This window comes from Streptomyces sp. NPDC000941, from assembly GCF_053599555.1.
The window spans coordinates 12,971-36,780 of sequence record NZ_JBSFMM010000017.1; the positions used below are offsets into that span (position 1 = coordinate 12,971).

A 23,810-nucleotide genomic window follows, 5' to 3' on the forward strand; every position below is an offset into this window, starting at 1 on the left:
GAGGGGGTGGGGGAGGTTGCCGCTGGTCAGCCGCGGCCGACCAGCGAGCGCAGGAAGAACGCCAGGTTCGCGGGGCGCTCCGCGAGGCGCCGCATGAAGTACCCGTACCAGTCTGTTCCATACGGGACATAAACCCGCATACGGTGCCCCTCGGCGGCAAGCCGCTCCTGCTCGGCCGGGCGGATCCCGTACAGCATCTGGAACTCGTACTCGTCGAGCTTGCGGCCGAAGCGGCGCGCCAGCTCCTGGGCGATGGCGACCATCCGGGGGTCGTGGGAGCCGATCATCGGGTAGCCCTCGCCCGCCATGAGGATCTTCAAGCAGCGCACATAGGCCAGATCGACCTCGCGCTTGTCCTGGTACGCGACGCTCACCGGCTCCTTGTACGCGCCCTTCACCAGCCGCACCCGCGAGCCTTCCCCGGCCAGCGCCCGGCAGTCGTCCTCGGTGCGGAAGAGATACGACTGGAGGACCGCGCCGGTCCTCGGGAACCGCCGGCGCAGCTCGGCCAGGATCGCGAGGGTGGAGTCCACGGTGGTGTGGTCCTCCATGTCCAGGGTGACGGTGGTGCCCGCCGCGTCCGCCGCCTCCACCACCGGGGTCACATGGGCCAGGGCCAGATCGTGGCCGCCGGGCAGCGCCTGCCCGAAGGCCGACAGCTTCACCGACATCTCCGCCCGCCCGGCCAGGCCCCCGGCGGCCAGCGCCTCGGTCAGGGCGAGATAGGCGTCCCGGTTGCGCAGCGCCTCGGCCGGGTCGGTGATGTCCTCGCCCAAGTGGTCGAGCGTGACCTCCAGGCCGCGCTCGGTCAGGGCGCGGACGGCCGGGATCGCCTCGGCCAGGCGCTCGCCGGCGACGAACCGGTCCACCGTCGGGCGGGTCACCGGGGCGGCCGAGACGATACGGCGGATGGCGGCACTGCGGGAAGCAGCGAGCAGCACGGGACCCAGCACGGGGCACCTCCACGATGACGGCCGTCGGACGGCTTTGTTGACTCACCGTGAAATTTAAGGATCGCTCGCATCCCCGGCCATCGACAGCTGTCACGCATCCGTGTCCGGGATCTCAGACATATGTATGAGAATGGGAGCCGTGGAGGCCTTGGAAAGGAGGCGGGCCGGTGCTCGACGACTATCAGCAGCTTGTGGACGAGATCTCGGCGGCGCTCGGCGCGCCCGCGACGCTGGAGAACCGTGACTTCGAGCTGATCGCCTTCGGCGCCCATGACAGCGGGGGCGACCCCGACAAGGGTGACGAGGCCGACGAGCTGGCGCTCGACCCGGTGCGGACCCGCTCCATCCTGCGCCGCCGGTCCACGGCGGCGGTGCGCGCCTGGTTCGAGGGCTTCGGCATCGCCCGGGCCCAGGCCCCGCTGCGGATCCCGCCGGACCCGGGAGCCGGGGTCTTCATGGGCCGGATCTGTCTGCCGGTGCGCCACCGGGGCGTGGTGCACGGCTATGTGTGGCTGCTCGACGACGGCCATCTGTCCGACCTGGAGCTCGGCGGACCGTCCGGCCCGCCCGACCCCCGGCTCGCCCGCGCGATGGAGACGGCGGCCCGGATCGGGGCGCTGCTGGCGGCGGAGGTGCAGGCCGACGAGGAGCTGGGCGGGCAGCTGCGCGAGCTGCTGACCGGGCCGCCGGGCGGCCGCGACACCGCGCGTACGGCCCTGCGCGCCGCGCTGCGCGGGGCGGCCGACGGGCCGCTGGCGCTTGTCGCGGTGACCCCGTGGACCCCAGGGGACGCCGCGAACGCCGAGGCCTACCCCCCTACCCGGCTGCCCAGCCCGCCCGGGGTGGCCGCCGTCTGCGTAATCCCGGTGCCACCCGGACCGGGCCCGGCGGCGGGTCCGGCGGACGGGCGCTCCCCGGCGGCGGGCCTGGCCGCGCTGGTCCGGCTGCGCGCCTCGACGGCCCTGGACCCGGCCCGCACCGCGGCCGAACAGCTGCTGCGCTCCGCGGGGGCCGGTCCGGGCGGCACAGTCAGCGCGCGGGCCGACGCCGCCCGCGCTCCGGAGCGCCCCGGGACCGTACGGGACGGGGGATCCGCGGGCGTCAGCGCACCGCGCCGCGGCCTGGACGACCTGCCCGCCGCCTGGTCCGAGGCGCTGGCCGCCGCGCGGGCCGCTCGGGCGGACGCGCGGCTGGGGCCGGTCGCGGAGTGGTCGGCCATCGGCCCGTACCGGCTGCTGACCGAGCTGCCCGCGCAGACCGGCCCCGACCCCGTCGTACAGGCCCTGCTGAAGCCCCCGCACGCCGAACTCGCCCGCACCGCCGAGGCGTTCCTGGACTGCGCGGGGCAGGCGAGCCGCACCGCCCAGGCGCTCGGCATCCACCGGCAGACGCTCTACTACCGGCTCTCCCGCGTCGAGCAGCTGACCGGACTCGACCTCGACTCGGGCGAGGACCGGCTGCTGCTGCACATGGCGCTGAAGTCCGCGCGGCTGTGAGCGGCGCCCGCACCCTGGGCGCGGCCCGTTGTCGGTGGCGGGTGGCACAGTGGGCACCACCGGTCGGGAAGGCGATCGGGGACCCGACGACGATGAGCGACAGGGGGCGGCCATGGGCGACTACTTTCAGCGGATCGTGGACGTGGAGGCGGACGAGCGGGAGGCCGGGCCGCTCGCCGAGCGGATGGTCGACCGGCTGGTCTCCGAAGGCGTGATCACGCGCGAGACGTCCGGCGAAGGGGTGTACAGCCAGACCGCCGATGAGGGATTTGTGCCGGGCCCCCGCTGGGACCGGGCCGTGGTGGGTTCGGCGGAGACGACGTGGCAGCCCGGCCCGGTGGCGGTCATGGTCGGGCGGGACTACTACGTCGGGGGCCAGGGCCAGGACGAGGCGGACTCGGCGAGCTGTCCGCGCTGCGCCGCCACGACCGTGATCATCGACTATCCGGAGAAGTTCGAGGCGGACGACGAGGTCTGGCGGCCGTACCGGGAAGCCATCGCCGCCTGGAAGGAGACAGGCGAGGGAGGAAGCGTGGCCTGCTCCGCGTGCGCGGCGGCCGTCCCGGTCACCGAGTGGCGGTTCGGCTCCGGCTTCGCTCTCGGGGGGCTCGCATTCGACTTCTGGGGGTGGCCGCCGCTCGACGACGCCTTCCTCGAGGAGTTCTCCAAGCAGTTGGGGCACCGCACCGAGGAGCAGATGGGCAAGTTCTGAATCGCCGTTCGCCGGGTCGGCCGCTGTCGGCGGGCAGCTGTTGCTGAGCAGGCCGGCGGGCGCGTCTGGGCCCTCGCGGAGGCGGCCCGGCAGCGGTCCATGGCGCTGGACCCGCCGGCCGAGGTCACCCTCGCTCCGCAGGCAGCCCACGGTCTGCGGTCGCTGGTGGACCTGGCCATGCACCGCAGCAGCTGACCGGCCGGCGTCGGCCGGACCACCGACCGGCGCCCGCCCCACGACGCCCGTCGGCGCCGACCACCGCAGCCCGCGGAGCGGCCCAAGGGTGACGCGGGGTCAGTCGGCCGGGGCGGGGGTCGGCCCGGTGAGGATGCGGCGCATCGCCTCGGTCAGATCCCCGGCCACGGGTGTGGCGTCGGGGTCGATGGCCATCTGGACGGCCATCCCGCCCACCAGGGTCATATAGAACGAGCCGAGGACCCGGGCGCTCTCCTCATCGACCTCGTCCTCCGGGATCCCGTGGAAGAGGGCCACCAGCCCCTTCCGCCCCTCCGGCTGCGCCTGCCCGAACGCCGCGCGCAGCTCCGGGTCGCCCTCGACCCGCATGACCGCCTCCAACTGCACCCGCCACAGCGCCTGGTGCTTGCCGAACAGTTCGAGCATCCGGGTCCACCCCGCCTCGAACCGCGCCGCCTGGCCGGCCTCGGAACGCTCCACGGCGGAACCGGCTGCCGCACCCGAGCCCTCGCGGCTCCGGGCCTCTTCCCTCAGGGACCGCTCGACGTCATCCGCCCATTCGCCCATGGCCGCGAACAGGGCCTCTCTCATCAGGGCGTCCTTGGAGCCGTAGTGGTAGCCGATGGACGCCAGATTGGCGCCCGAGGCCGCCACGATGTCCCGCGCGGTGGTGCGCGACCAGCCCTTTTCCAGCAGGCAGCGCTTGGCGCCCGCCAACAGATCCTCGCGATGTCCCATGGCGTCAGCCTATCCCGACACCCGTACAACCGTCCAAGACGCTCGTCTCACACACCCGTCTTACACGGTCGTACTAGACAAGCGTTTAAGACGCTCGTATATTCCTCGACATGACTTCGACTCCCGCCAATTCCCGTGCCGGCCGCAGGGAATGGACCGCCTTCGCGGTCCTGATGCTTCCGCTGCTCCTGGTGTCCATGGACGTATCGGTGCTGTACTTCGCGCTCCCGGAGATCAGCGCGGAGCTGCGTCCCAGTTCCACCCAGCAGCTGTGGATCTTCGACATCTACGGCTTCGCCCTCGCCGGACTGCTCATCACGATGGGGTCGCTCGGCGACCGGATCGGGCGCCGGAAGCTGCTGATGCTGGGCGCCACGGCCTTCGGCGCCGCCTCGGTCGCCGCCGCGTACGCGAACAGCGCCGAGACGCTGATCGCGGCCCGCGCGCTGCTGGGCATCGGAGGGGCGACCCTGATGCCCTCGACCATGGCGCTCAGCCGCAATCTGTTCCAGGACCCGAAGCAGCGCGCCACCGCGATCGGGATCTGGTCCGGTGCCATGGCCGGCGGGGTGGCGCTCGGCTCGGTACTGAGCGGGGTCATGCTGTCCCACTTCTGGTGGGGCTCGGTCTTCCTCGTCAACACCCCGGTGATGGCGCTGCTGCTGATCCTCGTCCCGGTCCTGGTGCCCGAGTTCAAGGACCCGGCCCCGGGGAAGTTCGACCTGCTGGGCGTTCCGCTGTCCATGGGCGCGGTGCTACCGGTGATCTACGGCCTGAAGGAGTCGGCGGCGCACGGGTTCAGCGGGCCGCGGGCGCTGTGGATCGCGGCCGGGCTGCTGATCGGCCTCGTCTTCGTACACCGTCAGCGCACCCACGCACACCCCATGATCAGCCCCGAGCTCTTCCGCCGCCGCGGCTTCGGCGCCTCGATCGGGCTCAACCTCATGGCCTCGTTCGCGATGATGGGCTCCGCCCTCTTCACCACCCAGTACCTGCAGTCGGTTCTCGGCAAGGGCCCGCTGGAGGCCGCACTGTGGAGCCTGCTCCCGTCCGTCATGGTGGGCGCCGCCGGCCCCGCGTCGGCCGCGATCGCGCAGAAGGTGAACCGTGCGTACGTCATCGGCGGCGGATTCCTCGTCGCGGCCGCCGGGTTCGGGCTGCTGACCCTCGCCGGCACCGACTCGCTGTGGCTGGTGCTGATCGCGGCGGGCGTCCTCGCCTCCGGCATCGTCACCGTGATGTCGCTGGTCACCGACATGGCGATGGGCACCGCCCCGGCGGAGAAGGCCGGTTCCGCCTCCTCCCTGCTGGAGACCGGCCAGGAGTTCGGCGGGGCGCTCGGGATGGCGCTGCTCGGCGTCGTCGGCAACGCCGTCTACCGCCACGACATGAGCGACAAGCTGCCCGCCGACCTGCCGTCCGGTCTGCCGTCCGGCCTCCCGGCCGAGGCGCTGGACGCGGCTCGCGAGACGCTGGGCGGCGCGGCGGCGGTGGCGGACCGGCTGAGCGGACGGGCCGGGGACGAGATGCTGGGCGCGGCGCGCGAGGCGTTCACCCACGGTATGCAGGTGGCCGCGGTGGCCGGGGCGCTGGTCCTGGTCGCGGCCGCGGCCGCGGCGGCCGTCGCCCTGCGCCACGTACGGGTCGAGGCCCCCGCGGTGGAAGAGGCCGGCGCGGGCGCGGAGTCGGACGTGGCGCCGACCGCTGGGCCGACCGACGGACCGTACGGGATCGGTGCCGAGCCGGGGAAGGCACCGGGCGAGGTCCAGCCTGAGCCGGTGGCGAGCCGCTGACGGTACCCGCAGCTCTCGCCGACGAGACCCCGCCCGGGACCCGGGCGGGGTCTCGTCATGCCGGGCGCCGCCAACGACCTGAAGATCTCTGGAACTTGACTCGAATTCTCGCCTCTCCGACGGCAACCTTCGACCCGCTCGGCGGCAACCAGAAGCAACAGAACGCTACTCGTTTCGCACTGTCATCTGACGTATCAGAAGTCCCCAAAGTCCCCTAATCCCCTCGAGAGGACTGATGCACCGTGCGCCTCCCCCGAGCGTTTGTGACCGCCGCGCTCGCCACCGCTTTCCTGGTGGGGGCGGGCCATGCGCCCCAAGCCGTCGCGGGTGAACTGCCCGGCGACACCGCGTTCTTCACCGACTCCGAATCCCAGGTCAACAAGTGGGTCGCCGCCAACCCCGGCGACTCGCGTCAGCCACGCATAGCCTCCCGCATAGGCAGCCAGCCGCAGGCCGTCTGGTTCGCCCGCTACTCCCCCTCCACCGTCACCGCGGACGTCCGCAGAGTGACCTCCGCGGCCGCCGGCAAGAACCAGGTCCCCGTCCTCGTCGCGTACATGATCCCCAACCGCGACTGCGGCGGCGCCTCCGCCGGCGGCGCCCCCGACCTCGCCGCCTACGACACCTGGGCGCGCAACTTCGCCGCCGGGCTGGGCAGCGGGTCCTCGATCGTCATCCTCGAACCGGACTCGATCGCGCTCATCAGCTGCCTGTCCGCCGGCGAGCTGAGCGGCCGCTACGCCTCGCTCGCCCGGGCCGCGAGCGCCATCCACGCCGCGAACCCCAAGGCCCGGGTCTACTTCGACGCCGGCCACTCCACCTGGAACAGCGCCTCCGTACAGGCCTCACGGCTGCGCTCGGCGGGCGTGGTGACCAGCGGCGACGGCATCTACAGCAATGTCTCCAACTACAACCGCACCGCCAACGAGGTCGCCTTCGCCAAGAGCGTGCTCAGCCAGCTCGGCGGCTCGGGCCTGACCGCGGTCATCGACACCAGCCGCAACGGCAACGGCCCCGCCCCCGACAACGCCTGGTGCGACCCGCACGGCCGCAAGCTGGGCGAGAACCCGACCGCGAACACCGGCGACCCGGCCATCGACGCCTATCTGTGGATCAAGCTGCCGGGCGAACTGGACGGCTGCGCGGGCGCCGCGGGCAGCTTCTCGCCCGACTACGCGTACGAGCTGGCGGGCTAACCGTGCGCGCACGCACCTCGTACGCCGTGGCGGCGGCACTGCTGTGCGGGCTCCTGTCCGCACCCGGCGGGGCCGCCGCCGCGACGGGGCCCGCGTCGCCCCAGGCCCGGCCCACCAGCTCGGCCACCGGCTGGGCCACGGCGGGTCCGGGCACGACGGGCGGCGCGGGCGCCGCGCCCGACAGCACGTATGTCGTCCGCACCCGGGCCGAGCTCAAGGCCGCCCTGGCCAACCACGGCGACCCAACAGCCCCCAAGGTCATCACCGTCCGCGGGACCATTCACGGCAACCAGACCGACGACGGCCGCCTCCTCGACGCCCAGGACTACGCCCCCGGCTGGGACCTGACCCGCTACATGGACTGCTTCGGCCCCGACGGCACCGCCTGGAGCGATGACCGCTACGAGTGGTGCAAGCGCATGCGTACGCTCCGGATCACCGGCTCGAACGCCCAGAAGCAGCAGATCCAGCTGACCGTCCCCAGCAACACCACGATCCTCGGCGCCGGCGATGACGCGGCGCTCCTCGGCGTCGACCTCACGGTCAACACCGGTCAGAACATCATCGTCCGCAACCTCAACTTCGAGGCGCCCATCGACCACTTCCCCAGCTGGGACCCCGGCGACGGCGACCAAGGTGCCTGGAACGCGCGCTTCGACGCCATGTCGGTGGTCACCGGCCGCAACCTCTGGATCGACCACTGCGCCTTCGGCGACGGCCGCTACCCCAACGGCCAGGCCCCGACCGGCTTCCACGGCAAGCCCGTCGAACGCCATGACGGACTGCTCGACATGGAGGACGCCACCGATTTCGTCACCGTCTCCTACAGCCGCTTCACCGACCACGAGAAGGCCGTCCTCATCGGCTCCGGCGACGGCAAGGGCGACCGCGACCGCGGCCATCTGCGGATCACCTTCCACCACAACCTCTTCGCCGACACCGCCCAGCGCTCCCCGCGCGTGCGCTTCGGCCAGGTCCACTCGTACAACAACTACTTCCACGGCTCGACCGACGACCCCGACTACCCGATGCGCGGCCCTGGGCTCGGCGGCAGCTCGTACTTCCTCGGCGTGGGCCTCGAATCGAAGCTCGTCTCCGAGTACAACGCCTTCGACCACACCGGCCCCGGCGCCTCCCCGGACATCGTGCTGGCCAACTTCCACGGCCACCAGTTCACGGACACGGGCTCCTGGTACCGGGGTCGGCGAATCGATGTGACCGCCCTCGCCCGCCGCACCTTCGAGACCGCCGCGGCCAAGGCCCGGGACGAGGCCCAGTCGTCGGGCACCGAACCCCCGGAGTGGGCGACCCGCACCTTCACCACGGACGTCGGCTGGTCCCCCGCCGACGTCTACCGCTACCGCCCACTGCGGTCGGCGGCGGCCGTCAGGCATACGGTCCTCCGCGAGGCAGGTCCGACGATCTCGAACCAGATCAACTTCCCGCCGATCCCGAACAGTTCCTCGCCGATCGCGTAGCCGTCCCAGGCGTCGGCACACAGCTGGACGAGCGCCAGGCCCCGCCCACGGTCCTCGTCGTCCCCCGCGACCTGCGCGCCGTCCAGCACTGGCAGCTTGGGGTTCGTGTCGCACACGCTGATACGCAGCCGTCCCCCGGCCCAGAGGACCCGGACCGACGCCGGGCCGTCGGAGTAGCGCATGGCATTGGTGACCAGCTCAGACGTCAGCAGTTCTGCGGTGTCGATGAGTTCGTGAAGCCCGTGTTCCGCCAGGATCATCCGCACGGTGTGGCGGGCGATGCGGGGGGCGCGGAGCTGGTGCGGCATGTCGAGGGTGTACTGCCAGGCGTCATCGCTCATGCGGATCTCCTGTGGGCATGTGCTTCCGGCGCGTCTGACGCCGTAGCGTGAGTGACACGCGACACACCGTAGGGGTTCCGGCTGCACACTTTCCACTCGATCGGCAAAATTCACTATTCCGCTGGACCCTGTGGCGGCAGGACGACAGACTGAGCGCGATCGGGAAGAGAGAGTCCATGGCGCAGAGAACCGCACCAACAGCCCGTCAACAGCGCCTGGGAACGGAGCTGCGCAAGCTCCGCGAGAGAGCCGGAATGACCGCCCGCGAGGCAGGCGAACTGCTGGGCGGCAACCAAGCGCGGATCAGCAACATCGAAGCAGGGCGCTCGCCCGTGAGCGCAGCCATGGTTCGCACCCTCGCGTGTAACTACGACTGCTCGGACGAGCCGCTTCTTGAGGCGCTGGCAGGGATGACTGGTGAGCGCAGGCGCGGCTGGTGGGAAGAGTATCGGGGCATTCTCCCGACGGGGCTGCTCGACCTCGCCGAACTGGAACACCACGCCACGGGTTTGCGTATCGGGCATACCGTGCACATCCCTGGGCTGTTGCAGACTATCGACCACGCGCGAGTGGTCTTCCAACAAGGCGTACCCGCTCTCCCGCCGCCGGAGGTGGAACACCGGCTCTCACACCGGATCAAACGGCAGGCCGTCCTGTACCGCGACGAGCCACCCACCTTCACCGCTGTCCTGCACGAGGCCGCCCTCAGGATGCAGTTCGGCGGCCCGGCGACAACGCGGGCGCAACTGCAGCACATTCTCGACATGAGCGAGCGCGATCACATCACGGTTGTGGTCATCCCCTTCGCCTCCGGCGCGTTCCCCGGGTCCGGACAGTCGGTCTGCTACGCCTGCGGGCCAGTACCGCAGCTCGACACCGTGCAACTCGACCAATCCCATGGGTCCGTACTGCTCGACGCAGAAGCACAATTGGTCAAGTACCGAACACTTCTTGACCGGATGGAAGCCGCAGCCCTCAAGCCCAACAAGTCACGCGACTTCATCCACGAGATCGCACGCAGCCTCTGAAAGGCAGGAACGTTGTCCACGCTGGCCTGGCAGAAGTCCTCCTACTGCGCCGAGGGGAACAGCTGCCTCAACCTCGCCGTCGCCCCCGACCGCACCATACGACTCCGCGAGAGCGAAGCCCCGGAGGTCACCCTCACCACCACCCCCGCCCGCCTCGGCACCTTCATACGCGCCGCGAAAGCCGGGGCCTTTGACCACCTCGCGTCCTGAGTCCCGCAGATGCCCGGCTGGGGCCCTGGCTGCGCTTCGCTCCGCCTGCGCCTGTGCGCCATCTCGCGGCATTCGGCTCACGCGGGCAGGGCTTTCGTCTCGGACCCTGCGGGTCCAAAGCGCCGGCAGCGGGAAGGAAGGGGGCGGCCGACCCGGTGTCCCGGCACCTCGGCCCGGCGGGCGGCTGAGCTCAAAGAGGCTCCGCTGCGCTCCGCCGCAGCTGCTGCCGCGCGGTGGCCGGGCGGTCAGTCCAGCGGTGCGCCCGGCTTGGGGTGCGCGAGCGTGACGTACGGGACAGCGATCGCTGGTCGGTATGGTCCGGACGCCGCGCTCGCGTATCGTCTCGCGCCTTCGGCGCACAGCGGCCAACAGCGGGAAAGGGGAGGGGGCGCCGGAGGCATCGTCGCCGTCTTGCGCAGGGGGTCGTCACCGAGTCGTTGACCGGACTACGGAAGGCAATCCCGTGACGTCCGCGCCATCCAGCTTCCGCAGTGGGGGCGGGTGGCTACGGACTCAGGTGTCGTGCCCTGGCTGGTCTTCGATGAGGAGGGGAAGGCCGTGCAGCCGGTCCGCAGGTTCCTGATCGACTTCATCGCCCGGGACAACCGGACCGGCAGCGTGCGCAGCTAACGCCTACGACCTGCTGCGTTGGTGGCGGTGGCTGCGGGTGATCGATGTCGAGTGGAACCGCGCGACCTCGGCGGAGGTGCGGGACTTCGTGCTGTGGCTCAGGGCCGCGACGAAGCCGCGCAGGTCGGCGCGTACACATTCCGCGTCGACCGCGGGCACCACGAATCCGATCACGAAGAAGACGTACCTGGACGACCGCTACAAGCCGCGGACGATTCGGCGCAGCAACACGGTGCTGCGCAGCTTCTACGACTTCTGGATCGAGTCGGGCGGCGGCCCGCTCGTCAACCCGGTGCCGCTGGCGCGATCCGACCGGCGCCGGCCGCATGCCCATCACAACCCGCTGGAGCCTTTCCGACGGAGCGAGGGACGGCTGCGCTACAACCCGAAGGTGCCCCGGCGCAAGCCCCGGCAGATGCCGGACGAGCGGTGGAACGAGCTGTTCGGGGCCCTGCGCTCGAACCGGGACCGGGCGATCCTGGCGCTGGCGGTCAGCAACGGCGCCCGCGCGTCCGAGCTGCTGGGTGTCCGCGGAGTCGACCTCGACTGGGGCGACCAGCTCATGCGGGTCGTGCGCAAGGGCACCTAGGACGGAGCCGGTGGCGGTCGACGGGCCTGGTCCGCGGCCCGGAATCGCGGTTGTCGACCAGATCACTCCGTTACGGTCAGGCACTCGGCGAGCAGGTCGACGACGTCGTGCCAGGCTCGCTGCGCGTGCCGTGGGTGGTAGCCGACGCCGGGGACCACGGGGTGGTCGACCGGCGGGTGGTGGAAGGCGTGCAAGGCGCCGCCGTAGACCACGAGGCGCCAGTCGACGCCCGCGGCCTGCATCTCGGCGGTGAACGCGCCCCGTTGCGCGGGCGGCATGATCGGATCTTCCGACCCGACCCCGGCCCACACCGGGCAGCGAATGCGCGCCGCCTCGCCTGGTCGGCCCGTGGTCAGCGCGTTGACTGTCCCGATCGCGCGCAGGTTGACGCCGTCGCGCCCCAGTTCCAGCCCGACGGCGCCCCCGGTGCCGTAGCCGACGGCGGCGATCCGGTCGGGGTCGGTCCGCGGCTCGGCGCGCAACACGTCGAGCGCCGCATGACCGATGCCCCGCATCCGGTCGGGGTCGGCGAGCAGCGGCATGCAACGGGCCAGCATCTCCTCGGGGTCACCCAAATAGCGCCCGCCGTGAAGGTCGAAGGCCAGCGCTACGTATCCCAGCTCGGCGAGAGCATCGGCCCGGCGGCGCTCGACGTCGCTGAGCCCCATGCCCTCTGGCCCGAGCAGCACCGCGGGCCGGCGATCGACTCCGGCCGGGAGTGCGAGGTGCCCGATCATCGTCAAACCGTCGGCCGGGTACTCAACCGTGCGCGTTGTAATCGTCGTCATGCGACTGGACAGTAGTGATCGTCGAGTCCGGCCGGGCCGCTGTTCTGCCGCTGGCAGAACAGCGCGGGTGTTCCTCTGGAATGCGGCGATGGCTCATGATCCGCCACAAACCCCGTTCCTGCGGCAGCGGTTTCGGATCACCTGCCCTGGCCACGGTGCTGGAGGTGGACCTGCCGGTTCTTCCGCCGGGGGCATACCCCGCGCCGGACGAGCAGCCATCGGATGCGCCTTCGGTCGCTACAGGGCGCACGCCCTCACAAAGGGCTCTCCCTCCACCCCCTCTCGGAAAACCACTTGATGCGGTATTTGATGTAGAGCAAGTACTTTTTTAGGAGCAGGTGGGTGGAGGGCCCGAACCGGACCGGCACCCACCGCTTCGGGCGCCATCCGCCACCGCCACCGCCCGCGAGCCGGGGACAGCCACTCGGGCAAGACGGCGACGATGCCTCCGGCGCCCCTCCCCTTTCCCGCTGTTGGCCGCTGTGCGCCGAAGGCGCGAGACGATACGCGAGCGCGGCGTCCGGACCATACCGACCAGCGATCGCTGGCCCGTACGTCACGCTCGCGCACTCCAAGCCGGGCGCACCGCTGGACTGACCGCCCGGCTACTGCGCGGCAGCAGCTGCGGCGGAGCGCAGCGGAGCCAGTCGTAAGCTCAGCCGCCCGCCGGGCCGAGGTGCCGGGACACCGGGTCGGCCGCCCCCTTCCTTCCCGCTGCCGGCGCTTTGGACCCGCAGGGTCCGAGACGAAAGCCGCGCCCGCGTGAGCCGAATGCCGCGAGATGGCGCACAGGCGCAGGCGAAGCGCAGCCGTCGCGAAGCCCTCCGCTCAGCGCAGCGGAGACCGAGAAAGTCCCCTTCCGGATAATCCACCACGGATCGAATTGTTACCCTGGCACCCATGACCGCCATGGCACCCAAGCGCAACGAACCGGACCTGTCGTTCCTGCTCGATCACACGAGCCACATCCTGCGGACCCAGATGTCGGCGGCGCTCGCCGAGATCGGGCTGACGGCGCGCATGCACTGCGTACTGGTCCACGCCCTGGAGGAGGAGCGCACCCAGGCTCAGCTCGCCGAGCTCGGCGATATGGACAAGACCACGATGGTGGTGACCGTGGACGCCCTGGAGGCGGCCGGGCTCGCTGAGCGGCGCCCCTCCAGTCGGGACCGGCGGGCCCGGATCATCGCGGTCACCGAGGAGGGCGCCCAGATCGCCGGGCAGAGCCAGGAGATCGTCGACCGGGTACACCGGGAGGCACTGACATCGCTCCCCGAATCCGACCGGTCCACCCTGCTGCAGGCCTTGAACCAGCTGACCGAAGGGCATCTGGCCACACCGGCGGAGAGCCCCCGACCGGCCCGGCGGGCGCGCCAGTAGAGCGAACCAGAACCAACAAGAACCGAAAGAGATCGTCTGCAACAGAACTATCTGCTACGGTCTCTCCTGTCGCCATCACCTGAGGCCATCTGACAGGCCGTCCGACAGGAGAGCCCGCATGTCCGCCATATCCGCTTCCCCTCCCGCCCTTTCCCGCTCACGCCGGCTGGCCCTGGGCGTCATCGCCACGGGAATGCTGATGGTCGTCCTGGACGGCTCCATCGTGACCGTGGCCATGCCGGCCATCCAGGACGACCTGGGCTTCTCCCCCGCCGGCCTGAGCTGGGTGGTCAACGCCTACCTGATCGCGTTCGGCAGCCTGCTGCTCCTCGCGGGACGGCTCGGCGACCTGATCGGCCGTAAGCGCATGTTCCTGGCCGGTGTCGCCGTGTTCACCGCGGCCTCGCTGCTGGCGGCCGCCGCCACCTCCCCCGCGGTGCTGATCGCGGCCCGGTTTCTGCAAGGGATCGGCAGCGCCATGGCCTCCGCGGTCAGCCTGGGCATTTTGGTGACGCTGTTCACCGAGCCCCGGGAGCGCGCCAAGGCGATCGCCGTGTTCAGCTTCACCGGAGCGGCCGGTGCGTCGATCGGGCAGGTGCTCGGCGGTGTGCTGACCGACGCGCTCAACTGGCACTGGATCTTCTTCATCAACCTGCCGATCGGGCTCGCGGCCCTCGCCGTCGCCGTGCCCGTCCTGCCCGCCGACCGAGGGCTCGGTCTGGCCGCCGGGGCCGATGTCATCGGCGCCCTGCTCGTCACGGCGGGGCTGATGCTGGGGATCTACACCGTCGTCAAGGTCGAGGAATACGGCTGGACCGGGGCGCCCACCCTCGGCTTCGGCGCCCTCTCGCTCCTCCTGCTCGCCGCGTTCATCGCCCGCCAGGCCACGGCCCGTACGCCGCTGATGCCTCTGCGGATCTTCCGGTCACGCAGCGTCGTGGGGGCCAATCTGATCCAAGTCCTCATGGTGGCCGCCCTGTTCTCCTTCCAGATCCTCGTCGCCCTCTATCTGCAGAAGGTCCTGGGGTACGGCGCCGCCAAGACCGGCCTGGCCATGCTCCCGGCCGCCGCCGTCATCGGCGCGGTGTCCCTCGGTGTCTCCGCCCGGCTCAACGCCCGCTTCGGCGAGCGCAAGGTGCTGCTCACCGGGATCGTGCTGCTCATCGGCACCCTCGGGCTGCTGATCCGCGTGCCGGTGCACGCGAACTACCTCACCGACCTCCTTCCCGTGATGCTGCTCGCCGCCGGTTTCGGTCTCGCGCTCCCCGCGCTGACCACCCTCGGCATGTCCGGTGCGAAGGAGGACGACGCCGGGCTGGCCTCCGGACTGTTCAACACCACCCAGCAGATCGGCATGAGCCTGGGCGTCGCGGTGCTCTCCACCCTGGCCGCCTCCCGCAGCGACGGTCTGCTCGCACAGGGCAAGAGCCGGGCCGAGGCGCTGACCGGGGGCTACCACCTGGCCTTCGCCGTCGGTACGGGGCTGCTGGTCGCCGCCTTCGTGGTCGCGTTCACGGTGCTCGCCCAGCCCGCGCCGAAGCCCACCGCCACCGTACGGAAGAACGCCGACCCGGCCGCCTCGCCCGCCCCGGTTGCCTGACCCCTCCCCCCTCCCCCATCACCACCAGCGAAAGGCCCGCCCCATGAACACGAACGTGGCGAACGAAGAAGAGCAGAAGCCGGGCGCCGGACCCGCGCCGCGGGTGCTGACGGACGAGGAGCTGTCCCGGCTGCTTCAGGAGCAGCAGTTCTCGGTGCTCGCCACGGTCAAGCGGAGCGGTCACCCTCATCTGTCGACCGTGCTCCACCGCTGGAGCCCTGAGGAGCGCGTGGTTCGGATCTCCACCACGGCCGACCGCCTCAAGGTGCGCCAGCTGCGCCGCGATCCGCATGCCGCCCTGCACGTCCACGGCCCGAACGTCTGGTCGTTCGCCGTCGCCGAGGGCGACGCGGAGATCTCCGAGGTGACGACGGTGCCCGGGGACGCGGTCGGGCGGGAACTGCTCTCCCTGACGCCAGGGTTCGACGATCCGCGGGACGAGGCGGCGTTCCTGGAGCAGGTGGTGGCGGACCGGCGGGTGGTGATCAGGATCCGGGTGTCCCGCCTGTACGGAACGGCCCTCGACATCCCCGGCACTGACTAGTCAGACGACCGACAGCCGCCGCAGCGCCGGACCGATGTCCGGCGCTGCGATCGCGCCGTAGCCGAAGACGAGGCCCGGGCGTACGGACCGGCTCATGGCGACCTCGGACAGGGTGTAGAGCGCCAGGCCCGAAGCACGGGCCCGAGCCGCCGACTCCGCCGGGTCGTCGGTCGTGTAGGCGGTGATATGCAGACCGGCCGCGGACGGGATGACGTCGAGCCGGTCCGCGAAATGCTCGGCGAGCCCGGTCGTGATCAGCTCGTGCCGGGCCGCGTACTCCTGTCTCATCCGGCGGATGTGGCGGGCGAGCAGACCGTCGTCGATGAACCTGGCCAGCGCCGCCTGGGTGGGGAAGGAAGTGCTCCAGTCGGTGACGTACTTGGCCGCGCGCAGCGCGTCCCGTAGCGGGGTGGGCGCGACGAGGAAGCCGATCCTCAGCGAGGGCAGCATGACCTTGGAGAAGGAGCCCACGTAGATCACATGGCCGGCCCGGTCGACGCTCTGCAGGGGGTCGATCGGCCGGCCGCCGAAGCGGAACTCGCTGTCGTAGTCGTCCTCGATCACCACGGCACCGTGACGTTCGGCCCATTCGACGAGGGCCATCCGGCGCCGCAGCGACATCGGCATCCCCAGCGGGAACTGGTGGGAGGGCGTCACATAGACGACGCGGACGTGGTCCGGGAGGGCGTCCACACACAGGCCCTCGTCGTCCACCGGAACATCCACGACCGTGGCGCCCAGCGAGCGGAAGAGCATCCGGGCCGGCGGATAGCCGGGGTCCTCGACCGCGACGCCATCGCCCGGCTCGACCATCACCCGGCAGATCAGATCGAGGGCCTGCTGAATGCCGTTGGTCACGACCACGTCGTCGGCGGCGGCCCGCACCCCCCTGAACAGGCCGATATGGCGCGCGATCGCCGCGCGCAGTCCGCCGTGGCCCGCCGGATGGCCGGAGCCTCGCGCGATCGCGGCCGGAGGGCGCAGCTCGCGCGCGACCAGCCGCCGCCATGTCTGGTACGGGAACAGCCGGGCGTCCGGCAGGCCCACCCGCAGGTCGTATGCGACGGAGGTCAGCTCGGCGTCGATCGGGCCGAGCCATGGGGTGACCACCCCGTCCCAGACGGCGCGCGGCTTGAGCGCCGAACGGGTGCTCGCTCCACCCGGCGTACGGCCGACCGCCCGTACGAACGTGCCCGCGCCGACCCGGCTCTCCAGATAACCCTCGCTCGCCAGCCGGTCGTAGGCGACGCCGACCGTGTTGCGGGCCACTTCGAGGCGCCGGGCCATCTCCCGGGTCGGCGGCAGCGGATCGCCCGGGCGCAGCCGTCCGTCGAGGATGGCGGCACGGACTTGCCGGTAGATCTGGCCGGACAGGTCGCGATGCCCGTCGAGGCTGACGTGGACCTCCATATTGGCTCAATCATATGCGGGGTTATTGGACCTGGTGTTGGGCCATTGCCCGTTTCTAGGCTTCGGATCATGGTAATTCGCGAGCTGGACATCCAAGAGCTCGACCGCCGGTCGCTGGCGCTGTTGGGCGATGTCGTCGCCCAGGTCAAGGACGATCAGCTACGTCTCCCGACGCCGTGCCCGGACTGGACCCTGCACGGCCTGATCCGCCATCTCGTCAGCCAGAACGAGGGGTTCGCCGCGGCGGCGCGCGGCGCGGGCGAGGCGCTGTCCGACTGGCGCGGCGGCGACCTCGGCACCGATGCGCGCGCCGCGTTCGCCGCGTCGGCGGCACTGGTCAACGACGCGTTCGCGCAGGACGGCGTGCTCGACCGGGGGTTCGCCCTCCCGGAGGTCCGAAACGGCGGCGCCTTCCCCGCGCCCCTCGCGATCAGCTTCCACTTCGTCGACTGCGTCGTCCACGCCTGGGACGTCGCGGCCACGATCGGCGTCCCCTGGGAGCCCGGCGAAGAGCTGACCGCCGCCGCGCTACGAGTCGCCGAACAGGTCCCCGACCAGGGCCGCGGCCCTGGCGCCGCCTTCGAACGGCGCGTTCCGCCTACGGCCGACGCAACCCCGCACCACCGGCTGCTCGGTCTGCTCGGCCGCGTCCCGTCCTGGACGGGCCGTCCGTGCTGAGATCGCACTGGCGCCCGGGACCGGCGGCGGGCACGGAAGGCTCCGTGCTCGTCAGCGTCACCGACTTCACCTTCACCAAGCGCCTGGACCTCCCCGGCATCGCCCGCGCGGCCCTCGGCCTGCGCCGCACCTGGCCCACCCTCGACGGGGCGGTCGGCCTCTGGCTGTGGACGGCCCCACGAACCCGGCGCTGCGGCGCGGTGTCCGTATGGACCGGTGAGGAGGCGCTGCACGGATTCGTGGCCCGCCCGGACCACGTCGCGATCATGCGCAAGTACCGCACCCGCGGCGTGGCCAAGGCGACGACCTGGGTCTCTCCCGAACTCGACGAGACCGCCATCTGGCGGGACGCCTATCGCGTGCTCATGGGATCCGGCACTACAGCCGCCGGTCGATCCCGGTGAGGAAGACCTGAACGACCGGGCGCCGGCCCTCGCCCTGCTCGATCGGCCAGCAATGCGGGACTGGGCGGACGCGAACGCCGGAGCCGCCCCTCACACGGGGGAGGGGCGGCTCCGGCGTTGACGGTCGCGTGTGGGGCTAGCCCAGGTGCACCGGAAGCGGCTCCGTCTCCTTCGCGCCGGGCTGGCGGCTCGGGCGTGGGGTGTTCATCAGCAGGCCGACCAGGACCGCCGCCGCTGCGAGGATCACCGAGGACCAGACGAACGCCTCAGAGAAGCCCTCGACCAGCCCCTCCTTGGCCAGCTGCGGGGTCACCTCATGCGTGCGCATCGCCGGGGCCAGGTAGTCCTTGGTCGTGCTGGCGGCGATCGTGTTGAGCATCGCCGTGCCGACCGAGCCGCCGATCTGCTGGGCGGTGTTGACCGTCGCGGAGGCGATGCCCGCGTCCTGGGGCTGGACGCCGTGGGTGGCGTAGTTCATCGACGGCGCCATCGTCAGGCCCATGCCGAAGCCGACGAGGAGTTCGGCGGGCAGGATGCCCGCCGCGTACGAGCTGTCGGGCTCCAGGGGAATCAGCAGCGCGACGCCGACGGCCGCGATGAGCAGGCCAGGGACCATGAGGACGCGGGGTGGCACCTTGGGGAGCAGCCGGGTGCCGATGCCGGCCGCCGAGACCAGCACGGCCGCGGTCATCGGCAGGAAGGCCACGCCGCTGACCAGCGCCGAGTAGCCCTTGACACGCTGCATGTAGTACGTGAGGAAGAGGAACATCGCGAACATGCCGACCACCGCAAGACCGACCGCGAGGTAGGCGCCGCCGCGTGTGCGGTCCGTGATCACCCGCAGGGGCAGCAGCGGGCGCGGGACGACGCGCTCGGTCAGGACGAACGCCGTCAGCAGGACCACGCCCAGAGTGAGCAGCCCGGTCACGGTCAGCGAGTCCCAGCCCTCGGACTCCGCCTCGCTGCATCCGTACACCACCGCGACAAGACCGGATACGGCCAGCAGCGCGCCGGGCAGGTCGAAGCGGACGCGGTCGCCGTCGGCGCGCTCGTCGGCGGGCAGGACGTACCAGCTGAAGACAGCGACAGCGGCGACGGGCACGTTCACATACAGGCACCAGCGCCAGTCCAGATACTCGGTCAGCAGCCCGCCGAGGACCAGGCCGATCGCGCCGCCGCCCGCCGCGATGGCGCCGAAGACGCCGAAGGCCTTGGCGCGCTCGCGCGGCTCGGTGAAGTTCACCGCGAGCAGGGACAGCACCGTGGGGGCGAGCAGCGCGGCGAACACGCCCTGCAGCGCGCGGGCCGCGAGGAGCATCTCGAAGCCGGAGGCCGCGCCGCCGAGCGCGGAGGCCGCGGCGAAGCCGATCAGACCGATGAGAAAGGAGCGTCGGCGGCCGGTGTAGTCGGCGATCCGACCGCCCAGGAGCAGCAGGCTGCCGAACGCCAGGGTGTAGGCGGTGATGACCCACTGCCGGTCACCGTCGGAGATGCCGAGGTCCTGCTGGGCCGAGGGCAGGGCGATGTTCACGACGGTGATATCGAGGACGATCATCAGCTGGGCGAGGCCTATGAAGAGCAGTGCCAACCAGCGCCGGGGGTTGACCGCGGGCTGCGTGTCGAGGGGCTGGGCCATGATGGTGCCTTTCTGAGGCTTATCTGGAAATTTCAGGCTTTGAGAGGCCTTCCCCGTCCGGGTTTGCCGGGCGGGGGGATTCCTCCGGAAGCGACCGGACGGGTCAGCCGTCAGTCGGATCCGGCGCCCATCGCCCCTCCTCTGAGGCGCTTGAACGTGGCGGCGTCCAGGGCCGGTCCTGACAGCCGGGTGTTGGGCCGGGCGCTGTCGTCAGGGCGCAGGCCATCGATGTACACGTCCAGGTGGCGGTGTGCCAGCGCCTCGTCGTCCGGCATGACCCCGCCGGGCAGCGGACGGGACAGCCGGATGATCATCAGGGTGATGTCACCGAAGACGGCGTCGGGGCGGATCAGCCCGGCCTCGTGGGCCCGTCCGAGCAGTTCGTCCACGGGGTCGGCGACGTCCTGGCGGACGGCGCCCAGGATCTCGTCGACAGTGACCCGGCCGAGGAGGGCGGGCACCACCGAGCCGAGCTTGAGGTCGAGGGCCGCGTGCATAAAGCGGCGCAGTGCGTCCATCGGGTCGCGCTCCGCCTCGGTCGCCTCGTGCGCGGCCTCGACCAGGGCAGTGAAGACGTCGATCGCCACCGCGCGGATCAGGTCGGCGCGCTTGGGAAACCGCCGGTAGAGGGTCGCGATGCCGACGCCCGCCCGGCGGGCGATCTCGTCGAGGGGGGCTTCGGGGCCCTGGTCTGCGAAGACCGCGCGGGCGGCGTGCAGGATCTGCTCGCGGTTCTGCCGGGCGTCGGCCCGCATCCGGGGCATCCGGGGCGTCCGGGACGCGGGGCCGCCGGGGCCGTCGGGGGCGTCGGCCGGATCGGCCTCATCGGCGTCGGGGGCGATGGTGGACACGGCGAACCTCCCGCGAGCAGGGCGGCACAGCAGAGCTAGGTGGAGAGTTTTTCTCCACTTAGTGATATCAGCGTATCCACTGCGGTCAGGATATTCAACACGTGATGAAAAAGATCGGACGGGTCCCGAACGCAGACGCGGACGCGTACGCACACACACGTACGCACACACACGTACGCACACACGCGTACGCGCACACGACAAAGCCCGGCCCCCGCCGAAGCGGGGGCCGGGCCCTGTGCTTGCTGTTCTGTGCCGCGCTCAGTCCACCAGGTTGACCGAGTGGGCCGACGACGCCCCGATCTCCTCGGCGATCTCGGTGAGGACCGGCTGCGGGATCGTGTCGTCCACGGTCAGCGCCACCAGCGCCGCCCCGCCCACCGCCGAACGCGAGACCTGCATACCGGCGATGTTGATCTCCGCCTCGCCGAGGATGCGGCCGAGCGTGCCGACCACACCCGGGCGGTCGGTGTAGCGCAGGAAGGCCATGTGGTCGGCGAGCGCCAGGTCGACGTCGTACTCGCCGACCGCGACGATCTTCTGCTGATGCTTGGGACCGGCCAGCGTGCCGGAGATCGAGACCTCGTCACCGCCGGAGAGGGTGCCGCGCACGGTCACCACATTGCGGTGCTCCGAGGACTCCGAGCTGGTGGTGAGGCGGACCTCGACGCCGCGCTCCTGCGCGAACAGCGGGGCGTTCACATACGACACGGTCTCGTCGACGATGTCCTCGAACACGCCCTTGAGCGCGGAGAGTTCGAGCACCTTGACGTCGTGCTGGGTGATCTCGCCGTACACCTCGACGTCCAGCCGGACCGCGACCTCGCCCGCGAGCGCGGTGAAGATCCGCCCCAGCTTCTCGGCCAGCGGCAGCCCGGGCCGTACCTCCTCGGCGATGACGCCGCCCTGCACATTCACCGCGTCCGGGACCAGCTCGCCCGCGAGGGCCAGGCGCACCGAGCGGGCGACCGCGATGCCCGCCTTCTCCTGGGCCTCGCCGGTGGATGCGCCCAGGTGTGGGGTGACCACCACGTTGTCGAACTCGAAGAGCGGGGAGTCCGTGCACGGCTCCTTGGAGAACACGTCCAGACCGGCCGCCGCGACCCGGCCCTCCTTGAGGGCCGCCGCCAGCGCCTCCTCGTCGACGATCCCGCCACGCGCGGCGTTGACGATGCGGACCTCGGGCTTGACCTTGTGCAGCGCCTCGTCGCCGATCAGGCCGACGGTCTCGGGGGTCTTGGGGAGGTGGACCGTGATGAAGTCGGAGACCTCGAGCAGCTCGTCGAGCGACAGCAGCTTGACGCCCATCTGGGCGGCGCGCGCGGGCTGGATGTAGGGGTCGTACGCGACGATCTTCATGCCGAAGGCGGACATCCGCTGGGCGACCAGCACGCCGATACGGCCGAGGCCGACGACGCCGAGGGTCTTCTCGCTCAGCTCCACGCCCGTGTACTTGCTGCGCTTCCACTCGCCGTTCTTCAGCGCCGCGTTCGCCTGCGGGATGTTGCGGGCCGTGGCGACCAGCAGGCCGCATGCCAGCTCGGCCGCGGTGACGATGTTGGACGTCGGGGCGTTGACGACCATGACGCCGGCCTTGGTGGCGGTGGGCACGTCCACATTGTCGAGGCCGACGCCCGCGCGGGCGACGACCTTGAGGTTCTTGGCCGCGGCGATGGCCTCGGCGTCGACCTTGGTGGCGCTGCGCACGAGGATGGCGTCCACGTCGGCGATGGCGGGCAGCAGCTCGGCCCGGTCCGCGCCGTTGCAGCTGCGGATCTCGAAGTCCGGGCCCAGGGCCTCCACCGTGGCGGGCGAGAGCTCTTCGGCGATGAGTACGACGGGTTTACCCGTGGAAGCAGTGCTCACGTGGTCTTCAGTCCTCACTAGTCCTATGCGGACGGCCGTCCCGACGGCCGCAGGCGTGAAGGGGGGGCAGCCGCGTGAAAGACGCACGACGCTGTGAGCCCTGACGCGCTTATTCCCTGCAGTGTAGTAGCGCCGGGTAGGCGTTTTGCGCCATAGCGGCGGGATCACCCGCACGTGGTCTTGCATGATGGACAAGTCGCGGACCGGGCCCCCCGAGGTGCGGGCTCGGGGGGCCGGTCCCTGAGGCTTACGCCTCGTCGTCGACCCAGCTCATCAGCTTGCGCAGCTCCTTGCCGGTGGTCTCCAGCAGGTGGTCGGCGTCGGCCTTCTTGTACTCGTTGTACTTCGGCAGACCCGCGTGGTACTCGGCCATCCAGTTCTTGGCGAAGCTGCCGTCCTGGATCTCGGCGAGGACCTTCTTCATCTCGGCCTTGGTCTGGTCGTTGATGATCCGCGGGCCGGTGACGTAGTCGCCCCACTCGGCGGTCTCGGAGATCGACCAGCGCATCTTCTCCAGGCCGCCCTCGTACATGAGGTCCACGATCAGCTTCAGCTCGTGGAGGCACTCGAAGTACGCGATCTCCGGCTGGTAGCCGGCCTCGACCAGGGTCTCGAACCCGGCCTTGACCAGCGCGGAGGTGCCACCGCACAGCACCGCCTGCTCGCCGAAGAGGTCGGTCTCGGTCTCCTCGGTGAAGGTGGTCTTGATGACGCCGGCGCGGGTGCCGCCGATGCCCTTGGCGTACGACAGGGCGAGCGCGAAGCCGTTACCGGTGGCGTCCTGCTCGACGGCCGCGATACACGGCACGCCGCGGCCCTCCTCGTACTGGCGGCGGACCAGGTGGCCCGGGCCCTTGGGGGCAACCATGCAGACGTCCACACCGGCCGGGGGCTGGATGAAGCCGAAGCGGATGTTGAAGCCGTGGCCGAAGAACAGCGCGTCGCCGTCCTTCAGGTTGGCCTTCACCGACTCCTCGTAGACCTGGGCCTGGATCGGGTCCGGGACCAGGATCATGATCACGTCGGCCTCGGCGGCCGCCTCGGCCGGGGTGACCACGCGCAGGCCCTGCTCCTCGGCCTTGGCCTTGGACTTCGAGCCCTCGTGCAGCCCGACCCGGACGTCGACGCCCGAGTCGCGCAGCGACAGCGCGTGGGCGTGGCCCTGGCTGCCGTAGCCGAGGACCGCGACCTTGCGGCCCTGGATGATGGACAGGTCGGCGTCGTCGTCGTAGAACAGCTCGGCCACTTCGGGATTCTCCTAGCGTTTTCGGGTTGTGCGTCCCACCGTATGACG

Annotated in this window: 22 protein-coding genes and 1 pseudogene; 14 read left to right on the forward strand and 9 right to left on the reverse strand. The window is 71.0% G+C overall.

All coding sequences use genetic code 11. The features are described from left to right. Nucleotides 1-26 precede the first annotated feature (26 nt). Entirely contained in the window at nucleotides 27-953 is a 927-nt protein-coding gene (locus tag ACWDSL_RS08705; protein WP_450483108.1) for a proline dehydrogenase family protein, read from the reverse strand. Between the two features lie 167 nt (nucleotides 954-1,120). Between ACWDSL_RS08705 and ACWDSL_RS08710 the strand changes: the two genes are divergently transcribed. Together ACWDSL_RS08710 and ACWDSL_RS08715 are read left to right on the forward strand one after the other, a co-directional pair. Beyond that, nucleotides 1,121-2,449 carry a PucR family transcriptional regulator gene (locus tag ACWDSL_RS08710; RefSeq protein ID WP_450483110.1) on the forward strand — a complete coding sequence of 443 codons (1,329 nt, stop codon included), beginning with the start codon at nucleotides 1,121-1,123 and terminating at the stop codon, nucleotides 2,447-2,449. Nucleotides 2,450-2,561: 112 nt separating this feature from the next. Continuing rightward, nucleotides 2,562-3,161: a hypothetical protein gene (locus ACWDSL_RS08715; RefSeq protein WP_450483112.1), complete on the forward strand. Its 600-nt coding sequence runs from the start codon at nucleotides 2,562-2,564 to the stop codon at nucleotides 3,159-3,161. A 294-nt stretch (nucleotides 3,162-3,455) separates the two neighbouring features. Here ACWDSL_RS08715 and ACWDSL_RS08720 read toward each other — a convergent pair whose 3' ends face one another. Then, nucleotides 3,456-4,094, reverse strand: a complete 639-nt coding sequence (locus tag ACWDSL_RS08720; RefSeq protein WP_450483114.1) for a TetR/AcrR family transcriptional regulator — start codon at nucleotides 4,092-4,094, stop codon at nucleotides 3,456-3,458. A 110-nt stretch (nucleotides 4,095-4,204) separates the two neighbouring features. On the opposite strand from ACWDSL_RS08720, the gene ACWDSL_RS08725 reads away from it, so the two are divergent. The 3 genes and pseudogenes from ACWDSL_RS08725 to ACWDSL_RS08735 all read left to right on the forward strand — a co-directional run. Continuing rightward, the gene (locus ACWDSL_RS08725) at nucleotides 4,205-5,887 is read left to right on the forward strand and encodes an MFS transporter (RefSeq protein WP_450483116.1); all 1,683 of its coding nucleotides are present in this window, start codon (nucleotides 4,205-4,207) and stop codon (nucleotides 5,885-5,887) included. Nucleotides 5,888-6,129: 242 nt separating this feature from the next. Then, on the forward strand, nucleotides 6,130-7,083 hold the full coding sequence (locus tag ACWDSL_RS08730) for a glycoside hydrolase family 6 protein (protein ID WP_450483118.1): 954 nt from the start codon (nucleotides 6,130-6,132) through the stop codon (nucleotides 7,081-7,083). 419 nt (nucleotides 7,084-7,502) lie between these two features. Next, a pseudogene (locus tag ACWDSL_RS08735) lies at nucleotides 7,503-8,183 on the forward strand (pectate lyase family protein); the annotation flags it as partial. A 257-nt stretch (nucleotides 8,184-8,440) separates the two neighbouring features. Here the strand turns inward: ACWDSL_RS08735 and ACWDSL_RS08740 are convergent. After that, nucleotides 8,441-8,902, reverse strand: a complete 462-nt coding sequence (locus ACWDSL_RS08740; RefSeq protein WP_450483120.1) for an ATP-binding protein — start codon at nucleotides 8,900-8,902, stop codon at nucleotides 8,441-8,443. 176 nt (nucleotides 8,903-9,078) lie between these two features. Between ACWDSL_RS08740 and ACWDSL_RS08745 the strand changes: the two genes are divergently transcribed. The 4 genes from ACWDSL_RS08745 to ACWDSL_RS08760 all read left to right on the forward strand — a co-directional run bounded on the left by ACWDSL_RS08745 (nucleotide 9,079) and on the right by ACWDSL_RS08760 (nucleotide 11,359). Beyond that, on the forward strand, nucleotides 9,079-9,930 hold the full coding sequence (locus ACWDSL_RS08745; protein WP_450483122.1) for a helix-turn-helix domain-containing protein: 852 nt from the start codon (nucleotides 9,079-9,081) through the stop codon (nucleotides 9,928-9,930). Nucleotides 9,931-9,942: 12 nt separating this feature from the next. Next, nucleotides 9,943-10,140, forward strand: a complete 198-nt coding sequence (locus tag ACWDSL_RS08750; protein WP_450483124.1) for a DUF397 domain-containing protein — start codon at nucleotides 9,943-9,945, stop codon at nucleotides 10,138-10,140. Between the two features lie 501 nt (nucleotides 10,141-10,641). After that, entirely contained in the window at nucleotides 10,642-10,770 is a 129-nt protein-coding gene (locus ACWDSL_RS08755) for a hypothetical protein (protein WP_450483126.1), read from the forward strand. A gap of 37 nt (nucleotides 10,771-10,807) precedes the next feature. Continuing rightward, a complete protein-coding gene (locus ACWDSL_RS08760; protein ID WP_450483128.1) occupies nucleotides 10,808-11,359 on the forward strand; it encodes a hypothetical protein in 552 nt (183 codons plus the stop codon). Nucleotides 11,360-11,421: 62 nt separating this feature from the next. On the opposite strand, the gene ACWDSL_RS08765 is transcribed toward ACWDSL_RS08760, so the two are convergent. Further along, on the reverse strand, nucleotides 11,422-12,147 hold the full coding sequence (locus ACWDSL_RS08765; RefSeq protein WP_450483130.1) for a dienelactone hydrolase family protein: 726 nt from the start codon (nucleotides 12,145-12,147) through the stop codon (nucleotides 11,422-11,424). A gap of 900 nt (nucleotides 12,148-13,047) precedes the next feature. On the opposite strand from ACWDSL_RS08765, the gene ACWDSL_RS08770 reads away from it, so the two are divergent. The 3 genes from ACWDSL_RS08770 (at nucleotide 13,048) to ACWDSL_RS08780 (ending at nucleotide 15,671) form a co-directional block, all read left to right on the forward strand. Beyond that, on the forward strand, nucleotides 13,048-13,527 hold the full coding sequence (locus ACWDSL_RS08770) for a MarR family winged helix-turn-helix transcriptional regulator (protein WP_450483132.1): 480 nt from the start codon (nucleotides 13,048-13,050) through the stop codon (nucleotides 13,525-13,527). A gap of 118 nt (nucleotides 13,528-13,645) precedes the next feature. Continuing rightward, a complete protein-coding gene (locus tag ACWDSL_RS08775) occupies nucleotides 13,646-15,127 on the forward strand; it encodes an MFS transporter (protein WP_450483134.1) in 1,482 nt (493 codons plus the stop codon). 43 nt (nucleotides 15,128-15,170) lie between these two features. After that, entirely contained in the window at nucleotides 15,171-15,671 is a 501-nt protein-coding gene (locus ACWDSL_RS08780; RefSeq protein WP_450483136.1) for a TIGR03618 family F420-dependent PPOX class oxidoreductase, read from the forward strand. On the opposite strand, the gene pdxR is transcribed toward ACWDSL_RS08780, so the two are convergent. Next, a complete protein-coding gene (pdxR, locus tag ACWDSL_RS08785) occupies nucleotides 15,672-17,081 on the reverse strand; it encodes a MocR-like pyridoxine biosynthesis transcription factor PdxR (RefSeq protein WP_450483138.1) in 1,410 nt (469 codons plus the stop codon). It lies immediately after the preceding gene. 69 nt (nucleotides 17,082-17,150) lie between these two features. Between pdxR and ACWDSL_RS08790 the strand changes: the two genes are divergently transcribed. Together ACWDSL_RS08790 and ACWDSL_RS08795 are read left to right on the forward strand one after the other, a co-directional pair. Next, entirely contained in the window at nucleotides 17,151-17,759 is a 609-nt protein-coding gene (locus ACWDSL_RS08790) for a TIGR03086 family metal-binding protein (RefSeq protein WP_450483140.1), read from the forward strand. Between the two features lie 44 nt (nucleotides 17,760-17,803). Further along, nucleotides 17,804-18,163, forward strand: a complete 360-nt coding sequence (locus ACWDSL_RS08795) for a hypothetical protein (RefSeq protein WP_450483142.1) — start codon at nucleotides 17,804-17,806, stop codon at nucleotides 18,161-18,163. A 136-nt stretch (nucleotides 18,164-18,299) separates the two neighbouring features. Here the strand turns inward: ACWDSL_RS08795 and ACWDSL_RS08800 are convergent, their stop codons facing one another. From ACWDSL_RS08800 to ilvC, 4 genes are all read right to left on the reverse strand, one after another. Further along, complete coding sequence (locus ACWDSL_RS08800) at nucleotides 18,300-19,799, reverse strand: MFS transporter (RefSeq protein ID WP_450483144.1); 1,500 nt, start codon at nucleotides 19,797-19,799, stop codon at nucleotides 18,300-18,302. Nucleotides 19,800-19,909: 110 nt separating this feature from the next. Then, the gene (locus ACWDSL_RS08805) at nucleotides 19,910-20,650 is read right to left on the reverse strand and encodes a TetR/AcrR family transcriptional regulator (protein ID WP_450483146.1); all 741 of its coding nucleotides are present in this window, start codon (nucleotides 20,648-20,650) and stop codon (nucleotides 19,910-19,912) included. Between the two features lie 261 nt (nucleotides 20,651-20,911). Next, on the reverse strand, nucleotides 20,912-22,516 hold the full coding sequence (gene serA, locus ACWDSL_RS08810) for a phosphoglycerate dehydrogenase (RefSeq protein WP_450483148.1): 1,605 nt from the start codon (nucleotides 22,514-22,516) through the stop codon (nucleotides 20,912-20,914). 247 nt (nucleotides 22,517-22,763) lie between these two features. Next, entirely contained in the window at nucleotides 22,764-23,762 is a 999-nt protein-coding gene (gene ilvC, locus ACWDSL_RS08815; RefSeq protein ID WP_089510967.1) for a ketol-acid reductoisomerase, read from the reverse strand. Nucleotides 23,763-23,810: the final 48 nt, after the last annotated feature.